Source organism: Streptomyces sp. NPDC006879 (assembly GCF_042869595.1).
GTDB lineage: Bacteria > Actinomycetota > Actinomycetes > Streptomycetales > Streptomycetaceae > Streptomyces.
Window position 1 is genome coordinate 63,916 of record NZ_JBIAGC010000019.1, and the last position, 21,896, is coordinate 85,811.

The 21,896-nt window shown below is 71.2% G+C and carries 18 protein-coding genes; 6 read left to right on the forward strand and 12 right to left on the reverse strand.

Annotated elements, in window-relative coordinates:
- Positions 1–49 precede the first annotated feature (49 nt).
- The gene (locus ACFYMC_RS16800) at positions 50–1,432 is read right to left on the reverse strand and encodes a transcriptional regulator (protein ID WP_388525105.1); all 1,383 of its coding nucleotides are present in this window, start codon (positions 1,430–1,432) and stop codon (positions 50–52) included.
- 282 nt (positions 1,433–1,714) lie between these two features.
- Here ACFYMC_RS16800 and ACFYMC_RS16805 point away from each other — a divergent pair, with 282 nt between their 5' ends.
- The 3 genes from ACFYMC_RS16805 to ACFYMC_RS16815 all read left to right on the forward strand — a co-directional run bounded on the left by ACFYMC_RS16805 (position 1,715) and on the right by ACFYMC_RS16815 (position 4,962).
- Entirely contained in the window at positions 1,715–2,392 is a 678-nt protein-coding gene (locus tag ACFYMC_RS16805) for a bifunctional DNA primase/polymerase (protein WP_388525108.1), read from the forward strand.
- 105 nt (positions 2,393–2,497) lie between these two features.
- Complete coding sequence (locus ACFYMC_RS16810) at positions 2,498–3,316, forward strand: ABC transporter ATP-binding protein (protein WP_388525111.1); 819 nt, start codon at positions 2,498–2,500, stop codon at positions 3,314–3,316.
- A 98-nt stretch (positions 3,317–3,414) separates the two neighbouring features.
- Positions 3,415–4,962, forward strand: coding sequence for a transporter (locus ACFYMC_RS16815; protein ID WP_388525239.1), 1,548 nt, complete (start codon positions 3,415–3,417; stop codon positions 4,960–4,962).
- Positions 4,963–5,064: 102 nt separating this feature from the next.
- Here the strand turns inward: ACFYMC_RS16815 and ACFYMC_RS16820 are convergent, their stop codons facing one another.
- Positions 5,065–5,982: an alpha/beta fold hydrolase gene (locus tag ACFYMC_RS16820; RefSeq protein ID WP_388525114.1), complete on the reverse strand. Its 918-nt coding sequence runs from the start codon at positions 5,980–5,982 to the stop codon at positions 5,065–5,067.
- Positions 5,983–6,283: 301 nt separating this feature from the next.
- Complete coding sequence (locus tag ACFYMC_RS16825; RefSeq protein ID WP_388525117.1) at positions 6,284–6,976, reverse strand: metal-dependent transcriptional regulator; 693 nt, start codon at positions 6,974–6,976, stop codon at positions 6,284–6,286.
- A 206-nt stretch (positions 6,977–7,182) separates the two neighbouring features.
- Here ACFYMC_RS16825 and ACFYMC_RS16830 point away from each other — a divergent pair, with 206 nt between their 5' ends.
- Positions 7,183–7,938, forward strand: a complete 756-nt coding sequence (locus tag ACFYMC_RS16830; protein ID WP_388525120.1) for an SIS domain-containing protein — start codon at positions 7,183–7,185, stop codon at positions 7,936–7,938.
- A gap of 75 nt (positions 7,939–8,013) precedes the next feature.
- Here ACFYMC_RS16830 and ACFYMC_RS16835 read toward each other — a convergent pair whose 3' ends face one another.
- The gene (locus ACFYMC_RS16835; RefSeq protein WP_388525123.1) at positions 8,014–9,384 is read right to left on the reverse strand and encodes a PAS domain-containing protein; all 1,371 of its coding nucleotides are present in this window, start codon (positions 9,382–9,384) and stop codon (positions 8,014–8,016) included.
- A gap of 366 nt (positions 9,385–9,750) precedes the next feature.
- Positions 9,751–10,413 carry a pyridoxamine 5'-phosphate oxidase gene (pdxH, locus tag ACFYMC_RS16840; RefSeq protein WP_388525126.1) on the reverse strand — a complete coding sequence of 221 codons (663 nt, stop codon included), beginning with the start codon at positions 10,411–10,413 and terminating at the stop codon, positions 9,751–9,753.
- A 222-nt stretch (positions 10,414–10,635) separates the two neighbouring features.
- On the opposite strand from pdxH, the gene ACFYMC_RS16845 reads away from it, so the two are divergent.
- Positions 10,636–11,736, forward strand: coding sequence for a citrate synthase 2 (locus ACFYMC_RS16845; protein ID WP_388525129.1), 1,101 nt, complete (start codon positions 10,636–10,638; stop codon positions 11,734–11,736).
- Positions 11,737–11,774: 38 nt separating this feature from the next.
- Here ACFYMC_RS16845 and ACFYMC_RS16850 read toward each other — a convergent pair whose 3' ends face one another.
- The 7 genes from ACFYMC_RS16850 to ACFYMC_RS16880 form a co-directional block, all read right to left on the reverse strand.
- The gene (locus ACFYMC_RS16850) at positions 11,775–12,431 is read right to left on the reverse strand and encodes a TetR/AcrR family transcriptional regulator (RefSeq protein ID WP_388525132.1); all 657 of its coding nucleotides are present in this window, start codon (positions 12,429–12,431) and stop codon (positions 11,775–11,777) included.
- Positions 12,428–13,168, reverse strand: coding sequence for an enoyl-CoA hydratase family protein (locus tag ACFYMC_RS16855; protein ID WP_388525135.1), 741 nt, complete (start codon positions 13,166–13,168; stop codon positions 12,428–12,430). Before ACFYMC_RS16855 ends, ACFYMC_RS16850 begins: the two co-directional genes overlap by 4 nt.
- Before the next feature lie 26 nt (positions 13,169–13,194).
- Complete coding sequence (locus tag ACFYMC_RS16860) at positions 13,195–14,355, reverse strand: acyl-CoA dehydrogenase family protein (protein WP_388525138.1); 1,161 nt, start codon at positions 14,353–14,355, stop codon at positions 13,195–13,197.
- Positions 14,352–16,403: a biotin carboxylase N-terminal domain-containing protein gene (locus ACFYMC_RS16865; protein ID WP_388525141.1), complete on the reverse strand. Its 2,052-nt coding sequence runs from the start codon at positions 16,401–16,403 to the stop codon at positions 14,352–14,354. The genes ACFYMC_RS16860 and ACFYMC_RS16865 overlap by 4 nt, the downstream gene beginning before the upstream one ends.
- Positions 16,404–16,411: 8 nt before the next feature.
- The gene (locus tag ACFYMC_RS16870; RefSeq protein ID WP_388525143.1) at positions 16,412–18,010 is read right to left on the reverse strand and encodes an acyl-CoA carboxylase subunit beta; all 1,599 of its coding nucleotides are present in this window, start codon (positions 18,008–18,010) and stop codon (positions 16,412–16,414) included.
- Positions 18,007–19,713, reverse strand: coding sequence for an acyclic terpene utilization AtuA family protein (locus ACFYMC_RS16875; protein WP_388525242.1), 1,707 nt, complete (start codon positions 19,711–19,713; stop codon positions 18,007–18,009). Before ACFYMC_RS16875 ends, ACFYMC_RS16870 begins: the two co-directional genes overlap by 4 nt.
- An 86-nt stretch (positions 19,714–19,799) precedes the next feature.
- On the reverse strand, positions 19,800–20,603 hold the full coding sequence (locus ACFYMC_RS16880; RefSeq protein ID WP_388525146.1) for a TIGR03084 family metal-binding protein: 804 nt from the start codon (positions 20,601–20,603) through the stop codon (positions 19,800–19,802).
- 657 nt (positions 20,604–21,260) lie between these two features.
- Between ACFYMC_RS16880 and ACFYMC_RS16885 the strand changes: the two genes are divergently transcribed.
- Complete coding sequence (locus tag ACFYMC_RS16885; RefSeq protein ID WP_388525149.1) at positions 21,261–21,800, forward strand: CbrC family protein; 540 nt, start codon at positions 21,261–21,263, stop codon at positions 21,798–21,800.
- The last annotated feature ends 96 nt before the right edge of the window (positions 21,801–21,896 follow it).

A 21,896-nucleotide genomic window follows, 5' to 3' on the forward strand; every position in this document is an offset into this window, starting at 1 on the left:
ATATGAGGAAGTGTCACCATCTGCTCCGGGCAGCGGCCTGCCCGCCCTCTCAGGCCGCCTGCGCCTCCAGCCGGGCACTGAACTCCCTTACCGGCGCTTCTTCCTGGAAGGGCTCCAGGCGTTGCTGAAGGTCAGCCAGGTACTCGGCGCCCCGGTTGCTACGCAGGCCCGACAACAGGGCGGCGGCGGCCGTCCCGGTGTGGCAGGCCTGTTCGATCTCCCTGCGCTGCACCTGCGAGGTGGCGAGCAGCAGGAGCCCGATCGCCCGGCGCCTGGCCTTGCTCTCCGGGAGGGTGTGCAGTGCCTCCTGTGCGCACCGGCCGGCTGCCTCGGCCTGCCCCAGGTCCCGGTGGCAGTGGGCGAGTTCGTCGGCGAGGTAGGCGCCGTCGAAATGGGCGATCCACACCGGGTCGTCGCCGGCGCCCGGGTCTGCGCGCTCCAACGCGTCCTGGGCCCGACCGGCCAGGGTCGCCGCGGCGCGGGCGTCCCCGAGCAGCGCGTGCCCGCGCGCCTCCGCGGCGCAGAACATCGCGGTAGCCCGAGCGGTGACCTGTCCGCGGGTGCCCTCCTGTGCGGCGCGCGCCAACTGGGCGATCTCACGGGGGTTGCCCAGTTGGGCCGCGAGGTGACTCATCGAGGCGGCCAGTACGTAACCGCCGTAGGCCCGGTCCCCCGCGGCCTGGGCGAGCCGGAGCGCCTGGATGTAGTAGCGCTGGGCCAGGCCGGGCTGGCCGGTGTCGACTGCCATGTACCCGGCGAGTTCGGTGAGCCGGGCCACGGCGGCGAACAGGGAGCGGCCCACTGATTCGCGGTAGGAGCCGCCGAGCAGGCCGGAGACCACACTGTTCAGGTAGTGGACGACGATCGGCCGGACGTGCCCGCTGCCGAAGCGGTGGTCCAGGTCGACCAGGGCCTGGGTGGTGGCCAGCACCGCCTCGACGTCGCTGGCCCCCACCCTGGCCCCGGAGGTGCGGGCCACCTGCGGGTCGGCGCCCGTGATCAGCCAGTCCCGGCTGGGCTCCACCAAAGCGGAGGCGGCCACCGTCGACCCGGTCAGGAAGTCCCGGCGGCCCACGTCGCTGCGCCACAGCTCACAGACCTGCTCGATGGCCCCGAAGACGGTGGGGGAGAACTGTAGGCCGATACCGGAGGCAAGGTTCTTGCCGTTGGCCATGCCGATCTCGTCGATGGTGACGGTCCGACCGAGCTTGCGCCCCAACGCCTCCGCGATGATCCCCGGAGCCCGGCCGCGCGGCTGCTGTCCGCGAAGCCAACGTGCCACCGAGGTCTTGTCGTACCGCAGATCCAGTCCGTGTTCCGCGCCGCACATGTTCACGCGGCGGGCCAACCCGGCGTTGGAACAGCCGGCTTCCTGAATGAGCGCCTGCAACCGTTCGTTCGGCTGACGGGCGACGAGAGTCCTGGCTGCCATGCAAAACCCCCTGTAGCCGCGGGTGATCCTTGACGGGATCAATGCCCGGCAGATGTGCGAGGAATGCGGGACTTGCCCGGATCGTGGTGCTCACGCCCGGCGCCTGCCCGTGTTCCCGCACGACGTCACCTTCGTGGCTACCCGCTTGCAGATGCACGGCCGCACACGCGCCCCCGCCCGTGCACCCATGCGCCCCACGTGCAGGATCGATGAGCCGCATATCGGGCATGCCGGCTTGGTTGACGGCCGTAACCCCGGGTGACACCTGGAGTTGAGCTGAACGTGGAAGAGACCATCGCAGTCACGGAAGCCGCACCCCTCCCCAAGCAGCGTGGCGATCAGCTGTTGGACCATGCCGTGCGGTACGTCGAAGAGCGGCACTGGGATGTTTTCCCCGGCACCTGGTTGGAGGCTGCGGACGGTCACGAGCTCTGCTCGTGCGCCGACGCGGCCTGCCCGCTCCCCGGTGCGCACCCGGCCCGGCCGGACTGGGCCACCCAGGCCACCGGCTCCGCGGTGCAGGTCCGCCGTTCCTGGCAGCGACAGCCGACGGCCTCCATCCTGCTCCCGACCGGACGCACCTTCGACGCGCTCGACGTCTCCGAGTCCGCGGGCTTCCTGGCGCTGGCCCGCATGGAGCGGATGAACCTCACCCTGGGACCGGTCACCTGCACCCCGGACCGCCGGATGATGTTCTTCGTACTACCCGGGGCCGGCGCCAAGATCCCCGACCTGGTGCGCAGGCTGGGCTGGGCGCCGGCGGCTCTGGACCTGCGCGCCCGCGGCGAGGGGGAGTACGTCGCCGCGCCACCGACCCGCCTCGGTGGGCGCGGCGCCGTGCAGTGGGCGCGCCGCCCCACACCAGCGAACCGCTGGCTCCCGGACGCCGAGGAGCTGCTCAGCGCCCTGGCGTACGCCTGCGGTCGCGAGGCCGCCGCGGAACGGGATCGACGGGAGTAGCCGTCCGCCCTGCCCCCGCAGGGCTCCCCGGCCGCATACTGGCGCCTCACGGAACGCCTCCTAGAGTGGGTTCGAACAACGGGGAACACTCAGGAGGCACGTCACATGAGTGGGCAAAGCTTTGCAGAACCGACGGGTACGGCGCTGACCACGCCGCCCCCAGCCGTGCGGATACGCGGCCTCTGGAAACGCTTCGGGCAGCAAATCGCGGTCGCGGGGATCGACCTCGAACTACCGGCGGGCAAGTTCATCGGCCTGGTCGGACCGAACGGAGCGGGCAAGACCACCACCTTGTCGATGGTCACCGGACTGCTGCGGCCCGATCAGGGCCGCATCGAGGTCGCCGGCCACGACGTGTGGGCGGACCCGGTCGCCGTCAAGGCCCGAATCGGCGTGCTGCCCGAAGGGCTGCGCCTGTTCGAGCGGCTCTCCGGACGTGAACTACTCGGCTACATGGGACGCCTACGCGGCCTGCCCGGCGTGGAAGTCGACAAGAGGGCGACCCAGTTGCTGGAGGTCCTCGACCTGGCCGGCTCCCAGCACAAGTTGGTCATCGACTACTCCACCGGGATGCGCAAGAAGATCGGTCTGGCCGCAGCACTCCTGCACAACCCGGAAGTCCTCTTCCTGGACGAGCCCTTCGAGGGCGTCGATCCCGTCTCGGCACAGACCATCCGCAAGGTCCTGGAGCGGTACACCGCTTCCGGGGCCACCGTGATCTTCTCCTCGCACGTCATGGAACTGGTCGAGTCGCTGTGTGACTGGGTGGCGGTGATGGCCGCCGGTCGGATCCGGGCCCAGGGTCCGACCGTCGACGTACGGGGCGACGCGCCCTCCCTGCAGGACGCCTTCCTCGAACTGGTCGGGGCGGGCGGCCGGGACGACCGGGACTCCCTGGACTGGCTGGGCGGAGCAGCTCGGTGACCGCTCCCGCACTCACCGAGCGCCCGCAGGCGAGCGTTCCGCCGAGCACGTCGGCCGCCGCCCTCGTACCCGTCTTCCTCCGGCTGAAGATCTCTCTGATGATGGGTGGGCTGCGCCAATCTGCCAAACGCCGCACCGCCTTCATCACCTCAGCCGTCTTCTCCCTGCTCTTCGCCGCCGCCACCGTGATCTCCCTGATCATGGCGCGCGGCCATGATCAGGCGGGCACCCTGGTCGTCCTCCTGGCGGCGGTGCTCGCCGGCGGCTGGACCTTCATGCCGCTGCTCTTTCCCACGGGCGACGAGACCCTGGACGCCACGCGTCTGGTGATGCTGCCGCTTCGACCGCGCCCGCTGGTCGGCGCCCTTCTGGCCTCCTCGCTGGTCGGCGTCGGCCCGCTGTTCACCTTCAGCCTCGTCATCGGCGCGGTCATCGCGGTGACCCACGGCGGGGCCGCCCTCGCCGTCGCCGTGCTGGCGGCGCCGCTGCTACTGCTGACCTGCGTGGCCCTGGCCCGGGCGGTGGCCACCGCCAACGTCCGCCTGCTGACCAGCCGCCGCGGCCGTGACCTGGCGGTACTGAGCGGCCTACTGATCGCCATCGGCGCGCAGTTGGTGAGCTACGGCTGGCAGAGCCTGAGCCGAAACGGTGGGCTGTCGTCCCTGGAACCGGTGGCCGAGGTCATCCGCTGGGTGCCCCCGGCCTCGGCCGTCGGCGCCGTCGACTCGGCCTCCGAGGGATCCTACGGTCGGGCAGCCCTGCAACTGGTGCTGTCCGCCGTCGCCCTCGTGCTGCTGCTGCGGTGGTGGGAGCAGAGCCTCAACCGGCTGATGACCGCGCCGGACTCCTCCACCCTCACCACGACCGCCCCCGCCGCCCGGGAGCGGGCCGGCGGCGGCCGGCTCTCCCGGCTGCTGCCCGAGGGGCGTACCGGAACGGTCATGCAGCGGACCCTTCGGTATGCGATGCGCGACCCGAAGACCAAGTCGGCGTGGGTGAGTTCGCTGGCCATCGGGCTGCTCGTGCCGGTCTTCAACGCCCTCCAGGGCACCGGCTCGGTCTACATGGCCTGCTTTGGAACGGGCATGCTGGGAGTACAGATGTACAACCAGTTCGGGCAGGACGGTCCGGCGTTCTGGATGGTCTCGCAGACCATCTCGACCAGCCGCGAGGCGTATGGCGAACTGCGGGCCCGGGCCCTGGCCCTGCTGTCGGTCACGCTGCCCTACACCCTGCTGGTCACCGCGGTGACTTCGGCGATGCTAGAAGACTGGAAGACCTTCCCGGAGGTCCTCGGAGTGGCGCTGGCGCTGCTGGGCGGGATGGTCTGCACGGGCGCCCTCGCTTCGGCCCGGTTCCCGTACTCCATCCCGCAGGAGGGGGCGTTCAAGAACGTGGCACCCGGCCAGGGCGCGCTGGCGTGGATGGGCATCTTCAGCGGACTGTTCACCTCGGCAGTGCTCTCTTCCCCGCTGATCGCGCTGGTGATCACCTTGCACGCGGTGGACCGAGCTGACCTCCTGTGGACCGCCCTGCCACTGGGAATCGCGTGGGGCGGGTTGATCTGCTGGGCGGGGCTGCGCCTCGCCGCGCCGATGACGGCGAAGCGACTGCCGGAGATCCTGGCGGCGGTCAGCAAGGGTTGACCGGCCGGGGGGAGTGGAGGCTCACCACCCTCCCCGGTGGCCCTGACGCGTGGGGAGGGCTGTCCCGTGATCCCCTGGCGGGATGCGTGACGGGACAGCCCTTCAGCCGGTGAGGACTCCGTCCAAGAAGGGCTCAAGGATGGTGCGCCACGCGGCCGGCTGGTCGTAGTGGAGGTAGTGCCCGGCATCGGGTACTTCCGCGTACTGGCCGTGGGGGAGGACCCGGACCATTTCCTGGGCCTCGGCTCGCCCCAGCTCGCCATCGAGGCCGCGTACGACCAAGGTGGGGCAGCGGACCTGGGCCAGCTCCTCCCAGTGGGCGTCGTAGACCCAGGTGGCGCGGGCGGCGAGCATATGCGCCCGGGAGAAGACCGGCCGCCAGCCATCGGGATAACGCGCCATCATCTCGGCGAAGAATCTTCCCCGCGCCGGGTTGGGGCGCTCCAGCCAGGGATCCGCGGTGCCGAACCAGGAGCGGACCGCGGCAAGCGAGGAGAAGGGCAACGGCCAGGCTCGGAACCAGTCCTCCCACTCGCGCTGGGAGGCGGCGCCGAGGGCGGAGGCCCGCATATCGCAGATGACCAGGGCATGCACCAGGTCGGGGCGCCGAGCGGCCAACTGCCAGGCCGTGAGCGCTCCCATGGAGTGCCCGACGAGGGTGACGGGGCCGAGGTCCAGTTGCTCGACGGTGGCCTCGACGTCCTCGACGAACGCTTCACGGGTGTAGGGCCCGGGGGCTGGCTTGTCGCTGTAGCCGTGGCCTCGTTGGTCCAGGGCGACGGTGCGCCGCCGGGTGCTGACCCAGCCTGCGGTGTCGGCCCAGTGGGCGGCCCGCCCCATCAGGCCGTGCAATAAGAGCACCGCCGGTTCGGCCTCGGGCCTCGGTCTGGGAGCGGCCCCCGGACGAGGGGGCGGCAGGGCGGCGGTGGCGGGGCCGCCCTCCGGCGTCTTCGGTGGGTCGAACTCCCACGCCGCGAGCCGGACACCACCGGCTCCCGTGACATCGATGCGCCGCACCACTGCCGCACCCCCTTCGGGCTGACCTTGCCGCGCCAGGCTATCGAACTTGCATTCGAAATCGCGGTTCTCGACGCAACACCGCTCTTTCGAGTGACCTTGCTCAAGGATTGACGGCCGCTGCCGAGGGGAGATCTTCCTCGGGAGGCGGGCCGCTCGGGGAAGACGGTCCGAGGGGATCGACCCTGGGAGCTCGGGGCTCCGGGTCATCCAAGGGGAGGACGGGTCCCGGCGCCAGCAGGCGCCGGGACCCACCCATGAGCACACCAGTCCCTCGACGAGATGTGCACCGAAACCCCTACGGCTAGCGCTTCGCCACGAACACGTGCGAGGCGATGTCCGGCTGGAGCTCGGCCGCCTCACCACCACTGCCGACCAGCACACCACCCGGGGACTCCGTCACGCTCACCACCGACCCGGGCTGCACCCCGGCCCGCCGGAGCGTGTACATCAGCTGGGCATCAGTCTGGATGGGCTCCCCGATCCGGCGCACGATCACCGTCTTGCCCTCCGCCCCCGGTTCGAGGTCGAGCAGGCTCACCATGCCCTCGTCGAGGAAGGGATCGGCCTCCGCCTTCTCCCCCAATTCCTCCAGCCCCGGAATGGGATTGCCGTACGGCGACTCGGTCGGATGGCGCAGCAGCTCAAGCACCCGCCGCTCCACCGCCTCGCTCATCACGTGCTCCCAGCGACAGGCCTCGGCGTGCACCTGCTCCCACTCCAGCCCGATGACGTCCACCAGCAGGCACTCGGCCAGCCGGTGCTTACGCATCACCCGAGTGGCCAGCTTGCGGCCCTCGTCGGTGAGCTCCAGGTGGCGGTCGCTGGCAACCGCCACCAGACCATCGCGCTCCATCCGCGCCACCGTCTGGCTCACCGTGGGGCCGCTCTGATCGAGCCGCTCCGCGATTCGGGCGCGCATGGGCACCACACCTTCCTCTTCCAGCTCAAGGATGGTGCGGAGATACATCTCCGTGGTGTCGATCAGTCCGGACATACGTGCCCCTCGTTATCGTGCGCTGGCCCTTCTACCAATTCTGCCGGATAGCGCTGACAACCGGGCCCCGCCGAAGGGATCCGGAAGGCGCGCGCACCGTGCGGCGGGGGCGTCCCGCCGTATTGACACGCCGATGGTCCAGACCGCACGGTGAGCGGCGACATCGCACGACACTTCTCGGGAAGGGCCCTCGGCGGATGAGCGGTATGAGCGAGAGCAAGCTTGCAGGCCAGTTCTTCGACGCCGCCATCGGCCTGCTCCAGCGGGTCCGGGACGAGGAGTCCGCGCGGATCGCCGCGGCCGGCACGCTGATCGCCCAGGCCGTGGCCGACGGCAAGCGCCTGTTCGCCTTCGGCGCCGGCCATTCCTCGCTGCCCGCCCAAGACGTGGTCTACCGGGCCGGCGGGCTGGCCCTGATGAACTTCCTGGCCGTGCCCGGCACCGTGGGTATCGACGTCATGCCCGCCACCTTGGGCAGTGCCCTGGAGCGGGTCGACGGCCTGGCCGGCGCGGTCCTGGACAGCAGCCCGGCCGCCGAAGGCGATGTCCTGGTGATCATCTCGCTCTCCGGGCGCAACTCCCTGCCGGTGGAGATGGCCGTCAACGCCCGCGCTCTCGGCCTGAAGGTCATCGGCGTCACCTCCGTGGCGTACACCCGGGAGACCAAACCCAGGCACGCTTCCGGCACCTTCCTGAAGGAACACTGCGACATCGTCTTGGACAGCAAGATCGCGGTCGGCGACGCGGAGTTGACGGCCGAGGGTATCGAAGCCCCCTTCGCCCCGGCCTCCACGGTGGTCACCAGCGCGATCATGCAGTCCGTGATGGCCGCTGCCGCCGGCGAGCTGGCCGAGCGCGGCATCGAGCCGCCGCTGCTGCGTTCCGGCAACGTCGACGGCGGACACGAGTGGAACGGCCAGGTGATGTCGGAGTACCAGGACCGGATCTTCTTCCGCCGCTGAATGAGCCCCGGGCGCGGCGCGCGCCGCCCGGAGGGCGTGCAGACCGCGGGCTCGGGCGCCGCGCCACCGCGGCCGTCAGCCGCGGTGGCGCAGCGCCATGGCCAGGGCCAGGTCGGCAGCCACCCGTGCCGCGACGTCCTCCGCGTACGCCGCGTCCGGGCGCTCGAAGGCGGCGCGCGCCGGGCCGCGCAGGAAGGTCGCCACGCCGAGCGTGCGACCACGGTTGCGCAGCACCGCGCACAAGGCGTGCGCGGTACCCGCGGGCCACTGACGAGAGTGCGCCCAGTCCGCCGCCACGCCAGGTGGAGCGGAGCTGCGCACCGAGCCCACTCGGTCCAGGGCGTGCAGCGCCGGATGGCCGTCGTTGTAGCACACCGGTATGGCACCCGGCGCGGGCAGCGCGGGTCCGCCCGGCCCGGCGGGCGCACAGGGCCCGCGCACCAGGCGTTCGGGTTCCTTGCGGGCGACCTCAGCCCGCGCTTCGCCCTCCGGGCGGTCCACCACCGCGCCCGTGTCCACGAGGTCGAGCAGCGCATGGTCGGCGAAGCCGGCCAGCGCGAACTCCAGGCGCACCACCGCACCCTCGATCGGGTCCTCGCACTCGGCGGCGGCGCGCTCCGCCCGGTGGAGCTGGTTGGCCCTGAACCGCAGTTGCGCCGCGTCCAGCTCCGCCTGCCGGGCTTCCGTGACGTCCTGGAAGATCCAGCCGACGCCGAGCGGCACCGGTTCCTCCGCCAAGGGCGACGCCAGGCGTACGAAGCCGCACCGCCAACAGCGCCGCCGTGCTCCCTCCGCGGTCCGCAGTGACACCCACAGCTCCACGGGGGCGGGTGGCGCGCCCTCAGCGAGCACGTGGTGGAAGGCGCCCTCCAGTTCCTCCACGCCCTGGGTGATCAGCTCGCCCAGCGGCCGTCCCAGCAGGACCGTCCGCCCGGTGCCGAAGGCCCGCGCGGCATGCGCGTTGACCACGGCCGGCCGCAGGTCGACGTCGACGAGGACCACGCCCCAGGGCGCGTCCTCCATCAGCGCCTCGCTGAGGGCCACGGACCGTTCCAGGTCCATCTGTGCGTGGACTTCGCTGAAGGCGCAGTACACCCCGGCCGGCCGGCCACCGGCGCCGCGCACGCCGGCGGACTGGGTCCGTACGAGCACCCGCCCGCCACCCTTGGTGACCAGAGCGAATTCGTGCACCTGACGCCCCGGGGCGTCGAGTGCGGACATCAGCCTGCGCTGGACCTCTTCGGCGTCGGCGGCCCGTGCCGCCCAGCCTGCGAACCCGCGCCGGCCGACCGCCTCGCCGGCGGTCCAGCCCAGGATCCGCTCGGCTTCGCGGTTCCAGTGAGTGATCACTCCGTCGGCGTCAAGGGCGCAGAGCGCGGCGTCCATGCCGTCCAAGAGTGCGGCCAGTAGATCGTCGGCGGTCTCACTACGTCCGAAGGCACTCACCTGACACCCCCTGCAGGTGTTCGCGTGTGCGGCACGTCAGATCATTGAACTGCAACGTGACGCGAGCCACACCGCGTTCCCGGGAAATTAATCGCTTGTGAGCTCCTGGAAGGGCTCGTAGGTTTGAGTCACACGAGAAGGGAGGTGGTTCCGGAAATGTATGGATACCGGACGCGTGAGGTGGCTGCGGGCTAGCGCCCGTCGTCGCACGCACCCTGTGCGGTCCCGGCGCACGATCGCCGGCCAATCCCAAGCAGTCACCCGACCCGCGGGCTCGCCGGTACGTCCGGCCGGCTCCTCTCACTGCAGGAGAGGACCCGAGCCCGCGGGTCGTCTGCATCCGGCTCCCGGGCCGGACCAGCCCGGTCAGGGGTTGAGGCGCTCCACCCGCCACCCGCCGCCCTCACGGACGTAGCGCAGGCGATCATGCAAGCGGTTCTCGTGGCCCTGCCAGAACTCGACCGCCTCCGGCACCACTCGGTAGCCACCCCAGTCCAAAGGCACCGGCACCTGCTCACCCTCGGGGTACCGGGCAGCCAGATCCGCATAACGCCCCTCCAACTCCGCACGGGAGCCGACCACGGCGGACTGTTCACTCGCCCAGGCACCCAACTGCGAGCCGTGCGGGCGCGACCTGAAGTAGGCGGCCGTCTCGTCCCGTCCCACCCGGTCGACGCGGCCCGTCACCACGACCTGCCGGGCGATCGGATGCCAGGGGAAGAGCAGCGAGGCGTGGGGGTTCGCGGCCAGCTCCTGACCCTTGCGGGAGCGGTAGTTGGTGTAGAAGACGAAACCGCGCGCGTCGTAGTGCTTCAGCAGCACCGTACGGGAGCTCGGCAGGCCCTCGGGCGTGGCGGTGGAGACCACCATCGCATTGGGCTCGAACAGGTTCGCCTCGGTGGCCTGGAGGAACCAGCGGGCGAACTGCTCCATGGGACCGGCAGCGAGGGAGTCCTCGGTGACCACCTCGGAGCGGTACTGCCGGCGCATGACGGAGGGGTCGATCTCGTGGTTCGGCACACCCGCCATCCTGCCGCAGGGCCGCAGTCTGCCCCGCTGCGGGGCCCCTCAATCCTGTCCGCGGTAAATGGGACAGTGTGCGGGACGTCACGCTTCCCCGCATCGGTCGAACCCGCCAAACTCATACGCCGGGCCACTGTGGCCTTCATACATCCGGGGACGCCGAGCGCGGGTTATCGTGCCTGTCCGCGCCCTGGAGCGTCGCGTTTCGCACATGTGAGGAGCCGCCTGATGTCCGAGTTCGTTGCCGGCCTCGAAGGGGTCGTGGCCTTCGAGACGGAGATCGCCGAACCAGATCGGCAGGGCGGCGCACTGCGCTACCGCGGGGTCGACATCGAGGACCTGGTCGGACACGTCTCCTTCGGAAACGTGTGGGGCCTGCTCGTGGACGGTGCTTTCAACCCGGGCCTGCCGCCCGCGGAGCCGTTCCCGATCCCCGTCCACTCGGGTGACATCCGGGTGGACGTGCAGTCGGCGCTGGCGATGCTCGCACCGGTGTGGGGCCTGAAGCCGCTCCTGGACATCGACGAGCAGACAGCCCGCGACGACCTGGCGCGGGCAGCGGTGATGGCCCTGTCCTACGTGGCCCAGTCCGCCCGCGGCCAGGGGCTGCCGATGGTCCCGCAGCGGGAGATCGACAAGGCCGAGTCCGTGGTCGAGCGGTTCATGATCCGCTGGCGTGGGGAGCCCGACCCCAAGCACGTCAAGGCCGTGGACGCCTACTGGACGTCGGCCGCCGAGCACGGCATGAACGCCTCCACCTTCACCGCCCGGGTCATCGCCTCCACCGGCGCCGACGTGGCAGCGGCGCTCTCCGGCGCCGTCGGGGCCATGTCCGGTCCGCTGCACGGCGGCGCTCCCTCCCGGGTCCTCGGCATGATCGAAGAGATCGAGCGGATGGGTGACGCCCGCGCCTGGGTACGCCAGGCACTGGACAAGGGCGAGCGGCTGATGGGCTTCGGGCACCGCGTGTACCGCGCGGAGGACCCGCGGGCACGGGTCCTGCGCCGTACCGCCAAGGAGTTGGGCGCGCCGCGCTTCGAGGTGGCGGAGGCCCTGGAGAAGGCCGCGTTGGAAGAGCTGCACAACCGTCGTCCGGACCGGGTTCTGGCGACGAACGTGGAGTTCTGGGCCGCGATCACGCTGGACTTCGCGGAGGTCCCGGCGCACATGTTCACCTCCATGTTCACCTGTGCCCGCACCGCGGGCTGGTCGGCGCACATCCTGGAGCAGAAGCGGACCGGCCGCCTGGTGCGCCCCTCGGCCCGTTACGTGGGCCCCGGCCCACGTGATCCGCGCGCCATCGAGGGCTACGAGGACATCGCGAGCTGACCCTCGCACACGACTGACGCCCGGCCGGTGGCCGGGCGTCAGTCGTTCGCGCCGAGCGCCCCGTCCAGGATCTTCGACCACTGGGCGACGACCCGGGCGCGACGCGGGGCGTCGTCGGTGAGGACGTTGGCGAGCCCGAGGCCGCGGGCCATGTCCAGGAGGCCCTGTACGGTCTCGCGCACTCCGGGCAGTGATTCGTCGGCTCCGAGCAGGTCCACGGCGATCCGGTGGGTCTCGCGGCCCACCCGCGCTTCCAGTTCGGTGACGCGGGGCCGGAGTGGCTCCTCGTTGGAAGCGGCCACCCACAGGTGCAGGGCGGCCCGGAAGAGCGGCCCCGTGTAGAGGTCGACGAGGGCTTTGACCACCGTGCCCCGCGGGGCGGGGCCGTCGGCCCCGTCGGTGAACAGACCCCGCAGGGCCGCCGAGCGCTGCTCGGCTACGTACTCCACGGCGGCCGTGAAGAGGTCCTCTCGGGTGGGGAAGTGGTGCTGGGCGGCTCCACGGGAGACCCCGGCCCGCTCGGCGACTACCGAGACCGTGGAGCCCGCCCAGCCGTATTCGGCGAGGCAGGCCACCGCGGCCTCCAGCAGGCGCAACCGGGTGACCCGGCTGCGGTCCTGTTTGGGTGAACGCTCGGCCCGGCCTGCGACCGGGCGCGTGTTCCCCGTGGTGCCCAGGGTTCCGGGCACCGTCATGACGCCCACGTGGGATCCCGCCGCTCCAGGAAGGCGGCCACGCCCTCCCGGGCCTCCGGGGAGGCGAAGAGCCGGGCAGAGAGCACCACCAGATCGTCGGCGTCCCGGTCGAAGGCCGCCCGTACGCCGGCGGTGACCAGACGCTTGGACTCGGCGAGCCCTTGGGGCGAGGCTTGGCGCAGCCCTTCGAGGATCGGTCGCAGCCCCTGGTCGACCTCGGGGGCCGCCAGAGTCAGCAGGCCGATCCTGGCCGCCTCCGCCGCGTCGAAGCGCTCCCCGGTGAGGAAGTAGCGACTGGCGGCCCGCGGGTCGAGTCGGGGCAGCAGGGGCAGCGAGATCACCGCCGGAGCCAGGCCCAGCCGGGACTCCGTGAAGGCGAAACTCGACTCGGGTCCCGCGACGGCGAGGTCGCAGGCCCCGAGCAGCCCGAGTCCGCCCGCCCGCACGTGGCCGGTGACCCGGGCCAGCACCGGCTTGGGCGACTCGGTGATCTCCCGCAGGAGAGCCACGAAGTCGTAGGGGTTGCTGGGAGACTTCAGGTCGGCTCCGGCGCAGAAGGTGCCGCCGGTGTGGGTGAGCACGACCGCCCGTATCGAACGGTCGGCGCCCGCCTGAGCGAGGGCTTCGCGCAACCCGCCGACGAGTTCCGCGGAGAGCGCGTTGCGGTTGTCGGGCGAGTCGAGCGTCAGGGTGGTGATCCCGCGCCCGTCGGACGTGATCCCAAGGGGGTTGGCCATAAGGCTTCCTACCACTCGAACGTCGGTTAGTACGACTTAGGCAGGCCCAGGGTCTGGTGGGAGATGAAGTTGAGGATCATCTCCCGGCTGACCGGGGCGATCCGTGCCACCCGGGAGGCGGTGATGAGCGAGGCGAGCCCGAACTCACGGGTCAACCCGTTGCCTCCGAGGGTGTGGACCGACTGGTCCACCGCCTTGACGCAGGCCTCCGCGGCGGCGTACTTGGCCATGTTGGCGGCCTCGCCGGCGCCGGCGTCGTCTCCGCGGTCATACAGGGCGGCGGCCTTCTGCATCATCAGCCGGGCCAGTTCCAGTTCGATGTGGGCCTGCGCCAGCGGGTGGGCGATGGCTTGGTGGGCGCCGATGGGCTCCTTCCAGACGGTCCGGGTCTTGGCGTAGTCCACCGCCCGGGACAGGGCGTAGCGGCCCATGCCGATGGCGAAGGCGGCCGTCATGATCCGTTCCGGGTTGAGGCCTGCGAAGAGTTGGAGCAGCCCGGCGTCCTCGTCGCCGACCAGAGCGTCGGCGGGCAGTCGCACCTCGTCCAGGACCAGTTCGAACTGCTTCTCCGCAGCGTTGAGTTCCATGTCGATCCGGGTGCGGGTGAAACCGGGCGCGTCACGTTCCACGATGAAGAGGCAGGGCTTGAGCCGTCCGGTGCGGGCGTCTTCGGTGCGACCGACTATCAACGTGGCGTCGGCGATGTCCACACCCGAGATGAACACCTTGCGACCAGTGAGCACCCACTGTTCCCCGTCGCGGCGGGCCGTGGTGGTGATGCGGTGCGAGTTGGATCCGGCGTCCGGCTCGGTGATGCCGAAGGCCATGGTGCGGCTGCCGTCGGCCAGACCGGGCAGCCAGGCGCGTTTTTGTTCCTCGGTGCCGAAGCGGGCGATGACGGTGCCGCAGATGGCGGGCGAGACCACCATCATCAGCAGCGGGCAGCCGGCCGCTCCCAGTTCCTCCAACACGAGGGAGAGTTCAGCGATGCCACCCCCGCCGCCGCCGTACTCCTGCGGCAGGTTCACCCCGAGGTAGCCGAGTTTGGCGGCCTCCGCCCACAACTCCTCGGGCTGGCCACCCTCATGGCCGAGTCGGGCGAGATAGGGGCGCCCAAAGCGCTTGCCGAGGGCGGCGACGGCGGTGCGTAGGGCCCGGTGCTCTTCGGGTTCGACGACGGAGCTCATGACGGCGGTGCCTCCTGTGCTTCCTGGGTCTGGTGGGCTTCCTTCGTGCAGTGGTCGTGCGGGTCCTCCTGGTCCTGCTGCTGGACCACCGCGAGCAGGGCTCCGAGCTCGACTTGACGGCCCGGTACGGCGTGCAGAGCGGTGAGCGTGCCGGAGCCCGGGGAGACGATGCGGTGCTCCATCTTCATGGCCTCCAGCCAGAGCAGAGGCTGCCCGGCGGCGACCTCCGCGCCGGGGACGATCCCTTCGGCGACGCGGACCACCGTGCCGGGCATCGGGGCGAGCAGAGAACCGGGCTCGGCACGGTCCTCGGGGTCGGTGAAACGCGGGAGGGCGGTGAGCGCATGAGCACCGACCGCGGAGTCGACGTGGCGCGCCCGGGCGTACCGCGCGACGTGGAACGTCCGCAACACACCCTCGACTTCCAGGACCACCCGGTGCGGTGCGGCCTCACGGACCCGGACTCCGGGGTGGTCTCCGGGCTCGGGTTGAAGGCCGGCGTCCCGGGTCAGTCGGTAACGGACCTCGTGCACGCCGCCGCCCGGATCGGCGTAGCTGCGGGAGTGCGGTCGCGACGGCACGTTGCGCCAGCCACCCAGTCGGGCACCCAGGGCTCGCCCCTTGGCATCCGGCGCCGCATCGGCCAGGGCGGCGGCGAGGGCGGCCAGGGCCACGCCGCGCGCCTCCCGGTCGGTCGGCTCGGTGAGGGCGCCGAGGTGCCGGGCGTAGAAGGCGGTATCGACCCGCCCGGTGGCGAAGTCCGGATGGCGAAGGGACCGTACGAGCAGCTCCCGGTTGGTGTTCACGCCGTGGATACGGGCCCGGGACAGGGCCCGGGCGAGGGCGCGGACGGCTTCGGCACGGGTGGGCGCGTGGGCGATGACCTTGGCCAGCATCGAGTCGTAGTGGACCCCGACGGTGTCGGCGTCCCCGTACCCGCTGTCCACCCGCAGGCCCGGGCCTCCCGGGACTGCGAAGCTGTGCAGGACACCCGTCTGGGGACGCCAGTGAGAAGCCGGGTCCTCGGCGTACAGGCGCGCCTCGACTGCGTGTCCCAGGGCGTCGGGCCGCGCTACTGGCAGCGGCGCGCCCTCGGCGATGCGGAGTTGGAGGGCTACCAGGTCGACCCCGTACACGGCTTCGGTGACGGGGTGTTCGACCTGGAGTCGGGTGTTCATCTCCAGGAAGTACGGTTGGCCCTCGGCGGTGACCAGGAACTCCACGGTACCGGCGCCCTGGTAGTCAACAGCGCGGGCCGCGGCCACGGCGGCTTCGTGCAAGGTGGTGCGCAACGCCTCGGACAGGTTCGGGGCGGGAGCCTCCTCGATCACCTTCTGGTGGCGGCGCTGGAGGGAGCAGTCACGGGTGCCCAGGGCCCAGACGGCTCCGTGGGCATCGGCCAGAACCTGCACCTCCACGTGCCGGGCGCCCTCCACGTAGGGCTCGGCGAAGACCTCACCGTCGCCGAAGGCGGCGCGGGCCTCCGCCCGTGCGGCTGCCAGTTCCTGCGGGAGATCGGCGAGTTCCCGTACGAGCCGCATGCCGCGGCCACCGCCGCCGGCAGCCGCCTTGAGTAGCAGCGGCAGGTCGGCGGCGGTGACCGCAGCCGGGTCCACCTGAGCAAGCAGCGGTACCCCCGCTGCGGCCATCAGGGTCTTGGCGCGTGTCTTGGAGGCCATCGCCTCGATCGCTGCGGGGGGCGGGCCGATCCAGCGCAGCCCGGCGTCCTGCACCGCGCGGGCGAACTCGGCGTTCTCGGAAAGGAAGCCGTACCCGGGGTGCACGGCGTCGGCGCCGGCGGTCAGCGCGGCCTTGATGACCAGATCGCCGCGTAGGTAGGTGTCGGCTGGCGCGGCGCCGGGGAGCCGCACGGCCGCATCGGCTTCGCGGACGTGGCGGGCGTCGGCATCGGGGTCGGAGTGGACGGCGACGGTTTCCAGGCCCAGTTCGCGGGCGGTGCGCAGGATCCGACAGGCGATCTCACCGCGATTGGCGATCAGCAGGCTGGTCAGGGGGCGGATCGGGGTTCGGGGGGACGGGGTGGTCAACTGTGGCCTCACATCCGGAAGACGCCGAAGCCGCCGCGGGCGCCCTCGACGGGGGCGTTGTGGACGGCGGACAGGCACAGGCCGAGCACGGTGCGGGTGTCGCGGGGGTCGATGACCCCGTCGTCGTACAACCGCCCGGACAGGAACATGGGAAGGGATTCGGATTCGATCTGCTGCTCGACCATGGCGCGCAGCCCCGCATCCGCCTCCTCGTCGTAGGGCTGGCCCTTGGCGGCGGCCGAGGCGCGGGCGACGATGGACAACACTCCGGCGAGCTGGGCGGGTCCCATCACGGCGGACTTGGCGCTGGGCCAGGCGAACAGGAACCGCGGGTCGTAGGCCCGACCGCACATGCCGTAGTGGCCGGCGCCGTAACTGGCACCGAGGAGCACGGACAGATGCGGCACCCGGGAGTTGGAGACCGCGTTGATCATCATCGCGCCGTGCTTGATGATGCCGCCCTGCTCGTACTCCCGGCCCACCATGTAGCCGGTGGTGTTGTGGAGGAAGAGCAACGGGATGTCCCGTTGGTTGGCGAGCTGGATGAACTGCGCGGCCTTCTGCGATTCGGCGCTGAACAACACGCCCTGGGCGTTGGCGAGGATGCCGACGGGATAGCCGTGCAGACTCGCCCAGCCGGTGGTCAGGCTGGTGCCGTACAGCGGCTTGAACTCGTCGAACTCGGAGCCGTCCACCAGACGGGCGATGACCTCGCGCGGGTCGAAGGGCACCTTGAGGTCTGCCGGGGCGATGCCCAGGAGTTCCTCGGGGTCGTGGACGGGTTCGGCGGCGGGGGACGGATCGGGTTGCGCCTTGCGGTGGTTGAGCCGCGCGACCACGCGCCGGGCCTGACGAATGGCGTCCTGCTCGTCGAGGGCGAAGTAGTCGGCGAGGCCGGAGGTGCGGGCGTGCATCTCGGCGCCGCCCAGTGATTCGTCGTCGCTCTCCTCTCCGGTGGCCATCCGTACCAGTGGCGGTCCGCCGAGGAAGACCTTCGACCGTTCCTTGATCATGATCGTGTGGTCCGACATGCCCGGGACGTACGCCCCGCCCGCCGTCGAGTTGCCGAAGACCACCGCGATGGTGGGGATCCCGGCGGCGGACAACCGGGTGAGGTCACGGAAGATCGCTCCTCCCGGGATGAAGATCTCCTTCTGAGAGGGCAGGTCGGCGCCGCCGGATTCGACGAGGCTGATGCAGGGCAGTCGGTTGCGCAGTGCGATCTCGTTGGCCCGCAGGGCCTTCTTCAACGTCCAGGGGTTGCTCGCTCCGCCGCGGACGGTCGGATCGCTGGCGGTGATCAGGCATTCGACACCCTCGACCAGGCCGATCCCGGTGACGGTGCTGGCACCCACCGGGTACTCACTCCCCCAAGCCGCCAGCGGGGACAACTCCAGGAAGGGTGTATCGGGGTCCACCAGCAGTTCGATCCGCTCCCGGGCCAGGAGCTTGCCCCGCCCCCGGTGGCGTTCGGTGTACTTCGGGCCGCCCCCGGCGAGCGCCTTGGCGTGCTCGGCTTCGAGTTCGGCGAGCTTGTCGAGCATGGCGGTGCGGTTCGCGGCGTAGGCCGGATCGCGGGTGTCCAAACGCGTGCCGAGCGCGGTCACGGGTGCGCGGTCCCTTCGGTGGTCGGGGCGGATGGCTCCAGCAGGGCTCTCGGCACGTCAAGGTGACGCGCACGCAGCCACTCGCCCAGGGCTTTCGCCTGCGGGTCGAAGCGGTGGCGGGAGGCGACTCCCTGGCCGAGGATGCCTTCGACGAGGAAGTTCAGGGCGCGCAGCCGAGGCAGCGGGTGCCGGGTGACGGTCAGTCCCCGGGTCTCGGGGAGCAGTTCCGCCAGCCGTTGCACGGTGAGGGTGTCCAGCAGCCAGCGGTAGGCCTCTTCGCTGCGGACCCACACGCCGATGTTGGCGTCGCCGCCCTTGTCCCCGCTGCGGGCCCCCGCGATCAGGCCGAGCGGCACCCGGACGGTGTCGGCGGCGGGCGGTCCGGCGCTGGCGAGCCCGGCGCTCGGTTCCGCCTTCGGCGGCGCGCAGGCGCCGGAGGCCGGTGGGGGCGGTCCGGAGGTGGTCGTGGGTGGTCCGCCCGGCGGCAGCGGCAGGACCGTTCCGTCGGGCAGCACCGCCTGGGCCCGGACCTCGGTGCGGTCGACGTAGTGCGTTTCGAAGACTCCGTACGGGCTGGGTTTCGCCGGGGCGGAGGTGAGGTGGAAGCCTGGATAGCTGGCCAGCGCGAGTTCGACCGCGGCGGAGGTCAGGGCACGCTCCACGGCCGTCGCGTCAGCATCGCGCACCACCAGCCGCAGCAGCGCACTTGCGGTCTCCTCGGTGGGGGCGTCCGCCCGGTCGGTGCGCGACAGTTCCCAGTCGACGTGCGCGGGGCGGCGTCCGGACCGGGCCAGCGCGTCCTCGAACTGCCCCTTCAACAGGTCGGCCTTGGCCGGGATATCCAGTCCGGTCAGCACGAACACCAGCTCGTTGCGCCAGCCTCCGATCCGGGTCACGCCGACCTTGAGCCGCTCCGGCGGAGGTTGTCCGCACACCCCGAAGACGCGTACCCGATCCGGCCCTTCCGGCTCCAGGCGGACCGTGTCCAGACGGGTGGTCACATCCGGCCCCAGGTAGGCGGCGCCCTGGGTCTCGTAGAGGAGTTGCGCGGTCACGGTGCCGGTGTCCACCACGCCGCCGGTCCCCGGGTGCTTGGTCACCACGCAGGATCCGTCGGCATGGATCTCAGCGAGCGGGAAACCCGGGTTGCGTACGTCGTGTTCGGTGAAGAAGGCGTAGTTTCCTCCGGTGGCCTGCGTACCGCACTCCAGCACGTGGCCGGCGACGGTGGCCCCCGCCAGGGCGTCGTAGTCCTCGGGGGACCAGTCGAACCACCAGGCGGCGGGCCCGCTGACCAGGGCCGCGTCCGTCACCCGACCGGTCACCACCACGTCTGCACCGGCGCGCAGGCAGGCGGTGATTCCCGCGCCCCCCAGGTAGGCGTTGGCCGTCAACGCCCCGGACGGGGGCGGCAGGTCGTCGCCGGTGACGTAGCCCACCGAGACCGCGAGCCCCGACTTCTCGGCCAGTTCCTCGATCGAGCGGGCCAACGCGGCAGGGTGGAGGCCACCGGCGTTGGTCACGATGCGCACCCCGTGGTCCTTGGCGAGTCCCAGTCCCTCCTCCAGTTGGCGCAGGAAGGTCTTGGCGTAGCCGGTGGACGGGTCCCGGAGCCGGTCCCGGCCCAGGATCAGCATGGTCAGTTCGGCCAGGTAGTCCCCCGTGAGCACGTCCAGCGGTCCGCCGGTGAGCATTTCCCGCATGGCGGCGAAGCGGTCGCCGTAGAAGCCGGAGGCATTGCCGATCCGCAGCACGCTCCGCCTGCCCGCGGCCGATGTGCCGGCGCCGCTCACCGCGGGCCGCCGAGCGCCTCGCGTCCGGCTCCGGGTGGCCCGGCGAAGGCCTGGGCGATGTCCAGCCAGCGGTCCGCGTCGTGGCCTTCCGCCCGGACGGCCAGGTCGGCCCGGTGTGCCCGCTGGGTGACCAGCAGACAGAAGTCGAGGGCGGGTCCGGTGACTCGTTGATCGGCCTCCGGTGGTCCGTACGTCCATGTGTCGGCGCCGTCGGGGGCGGTGAGTTCGACTCGGAACTCCCTTTCGGGTGCGGGCAGTCCGCGTACCAGGTAGGCGTAGTCGCGGGCCCGGACGCCGATCCGGGCCACGTGTCGCAGTCTCGCGGTGGGCTGTCGCCGCACGTTGAGGGCGTCGGCTACGTCCTGGCCGTGCGCCCAGGTCTCCATCAGGCGTGCGCTGGCCATGGACAGTGCCTTCATCGGCGGCCCGTACCACGGGAAGCGTTCGCCGGGCGGTGCCTGACGGCAGGCCCGGGTGAGTGCGAGGCGACCGTCCCGCCAGCGTTGCAGGAGTTCGGCGGGTGGCAGTTTCGCGCCGGCGGCTGCGCCCTCGTCCACGAAGGATTCGGGGACGGCGAGGGCATCTTGCACGTGGGCGGCGAAACCCTCCTGGTCGGTGAGGGAGAGCAGCGCGGCACGGTCGGTCCATTCCAGGTGGGCGATCTGGTGGGCAACGGTCCATCCCGGTGCGGGCGTCGGGCGCGCCCAGTCGGACGGGGCCGCTGAACTGACCAGTGCGTCGAGCTCCTCCCCCTCCTGTTGTAGATCACCGAACACGGTGTCGACGGATGGTTCGGGCACGGTGCGCTCCCCTCGGGGTGTGGGACACGGGCTCCGGAGTGGGGGAAGACTGGCAGCGCCCCACAAAACAATCAAGCGTGCTTGCATTGTTTTTCTGTGCGAACGTCAAATTCCAGCCAACTCAGGGGCGTCCCACCGTCTCGGACCGACGCGTGACGACAGCCACGGCGCCCGACCGCATCGCCAGATCGCCTGAAAACGCCACTCAGTAGGAGGAACTGCCGCCTCGCGGCGCACCACATCTGACACCGCGCACCGGTCCACCGGGGCCGCGGAACGGTCATTCGGCAGCTCCTTCCCGCGGCGCCCGGCCCACCCGCACCTCACCGGCCAACCGGCGACCGAACGCTGCACTATTTCGTTTTGGCCACCGGCCAAGCCCTCTACGGACAGTTCGAGTTCACCCGGCTACCGTGATCCCGGCGCCCGCACTGCGGACGCTGCGTACGGGGGCAGCAAGGGAGTACGTACCGATGGAATCGGTTCTGCACGCGCGGACGAATGTTCGGCAGCGCGCCTGGGGGTGGCTACTCGGCGTGCCGGGCACTGCCCCTACCGCCACGCGGGGCAGGCACCGCAGCCGGGCCGTCCAGATCTGGAGAGACTCCCCCGTCGCCTGAAATCTCAGCACCTGAGATCGATCGAGGCGATGAATTCATGACTCAAACCATTCCCGACTTTCCTTACCACCCAGACCCACTGGCCACCGGCTCGGTGGTCTCCTCGGACGAGCCCTGTGCCTGCTGCGGGCAGGTTCGGGGCTTCCGTTACACCGGCCCGGTCTACTCGACGGGCACCTTCGGCGGGCAGCTCTGCCCGTGGTGCATCGCCGACGGCAGGGCCGCGGAGCGGTACCGCGCCCAGTTCAGCGCAGGAGTCGACAGCGAGGACGAGGTGAGCGGCGACGCGGTGCGCGCCATCATCGAGCGCACCCCCGGCTTCACCGCCTGGCAGGACGAGCAGTGGCTGACGCACTGCGGGGACGGCGCGGCCTACCTCGGCCCCGCCGGAGCCAGTGAACTGGCCGGGCATCCGGACGCCATCCGCGCCTTGTGGCGGGAGTACCGCGGCTACGGATGGCCGCCGGACGGGATCGAGGACTTCCTCGCCCGCCTCGACAAGGAAAGCCAGCCCACCGCGTACCTCTTCCGCTGCCGGGTCTGCGGCACTCACCTGGCCTACGCGGACTACACCTGAGTGCGCTCCCCGCCGGGCCGCGGCGGAGTGCCCGGGCTCCGCCGCGGCGCACCCCGGGCCCGCGGCACCGGCAACGGGCCTGCCCCATCCGACCGT

Coding starts and splice junctions, on each gene's coding strand:
- ACFYMC_RS16800 (WP_388525105.1), bottom strand. CDS start 1,432: ATGGCAGCCAGGACTCTCGTCGCCCGTCAGCCGAACGAACGGTTGCAG.
- ACFYMC_RS16810 (WP_388525111.1), top strand. CDS start 2,498: ATGAGTGGGCAAAGCTTTGCAGAACCGACGGGTACGGCGCTGACCACG.
- ACFYMC_RS16815 (WP_388525239.1), top strand. CDS start 3,415: ATGATGGGTGGGCTGCGCCAATCTGCCAAACGCCGCACCGCCTTCATC.
- ACFYMC_RS16825 (WP_388525117.1), bottom strand. CDS start 6,976: ATGTCCGGACTGATCGACACCACGGAGATGTATCTCCGCACCATCCTT.
- ACFYMC_RS16830 (WP_388525120.1), top strand. CDS start 7,183: ATGAGCGAGAGCAAGCTTGCAGGCCAGTTCTTCGACGCCGCCATCGGC.
- pdxH (WP_388525126.1), bottom strand. CDS start 10,413: ATGGCGGGTGTGCCGAACCACGAGATCGACCCCTCCGTCATGCGCCGG.
- ACFYMC_RS16845 (WP_388525129.1), top strand. CDS start 10,636: ATGTCCGAGTTCGTTGCCGGCCTCGAAGGGGTCGTGGCCTTCGAGACG.
- ACFYMC_RS16850 (WP_388525132.1), bottom strand. CDS start 12,431: ATGACGGTGCCCGGAACCCTGGGCACCACGGGGAACACGCGCCCGGTC.
- ACFYMC_RS16855 (WP_388525135.1), bottom strand. CDS start 13,168: ATGGCCAACCCCCTTGGGATCACGTCCGACGGGCGCGGGATCACCACC.
- ACFYMC_RS16860 (WP_388525138.1), bottom strand. CDS start 14,355: ATGAGCTCCGTCGTCGAACCCGAAGAGCACCGGGCCCTACGCACCGCC.
- ACFYMC_RS16875 (WP_388525242.1), bottom strand. CDS start 19,713: ATGCGGGAAATGCTCACCGGCGGACCGCTGGACGTGCTCACGGGGGAC.
- ACFYMC_RS16885 (WP_388525149.1), top strand. CDS start 21,261: ATGACTCAAACCATTCCCGACTTTCCTTACCACCCAGACCCACTGGCC.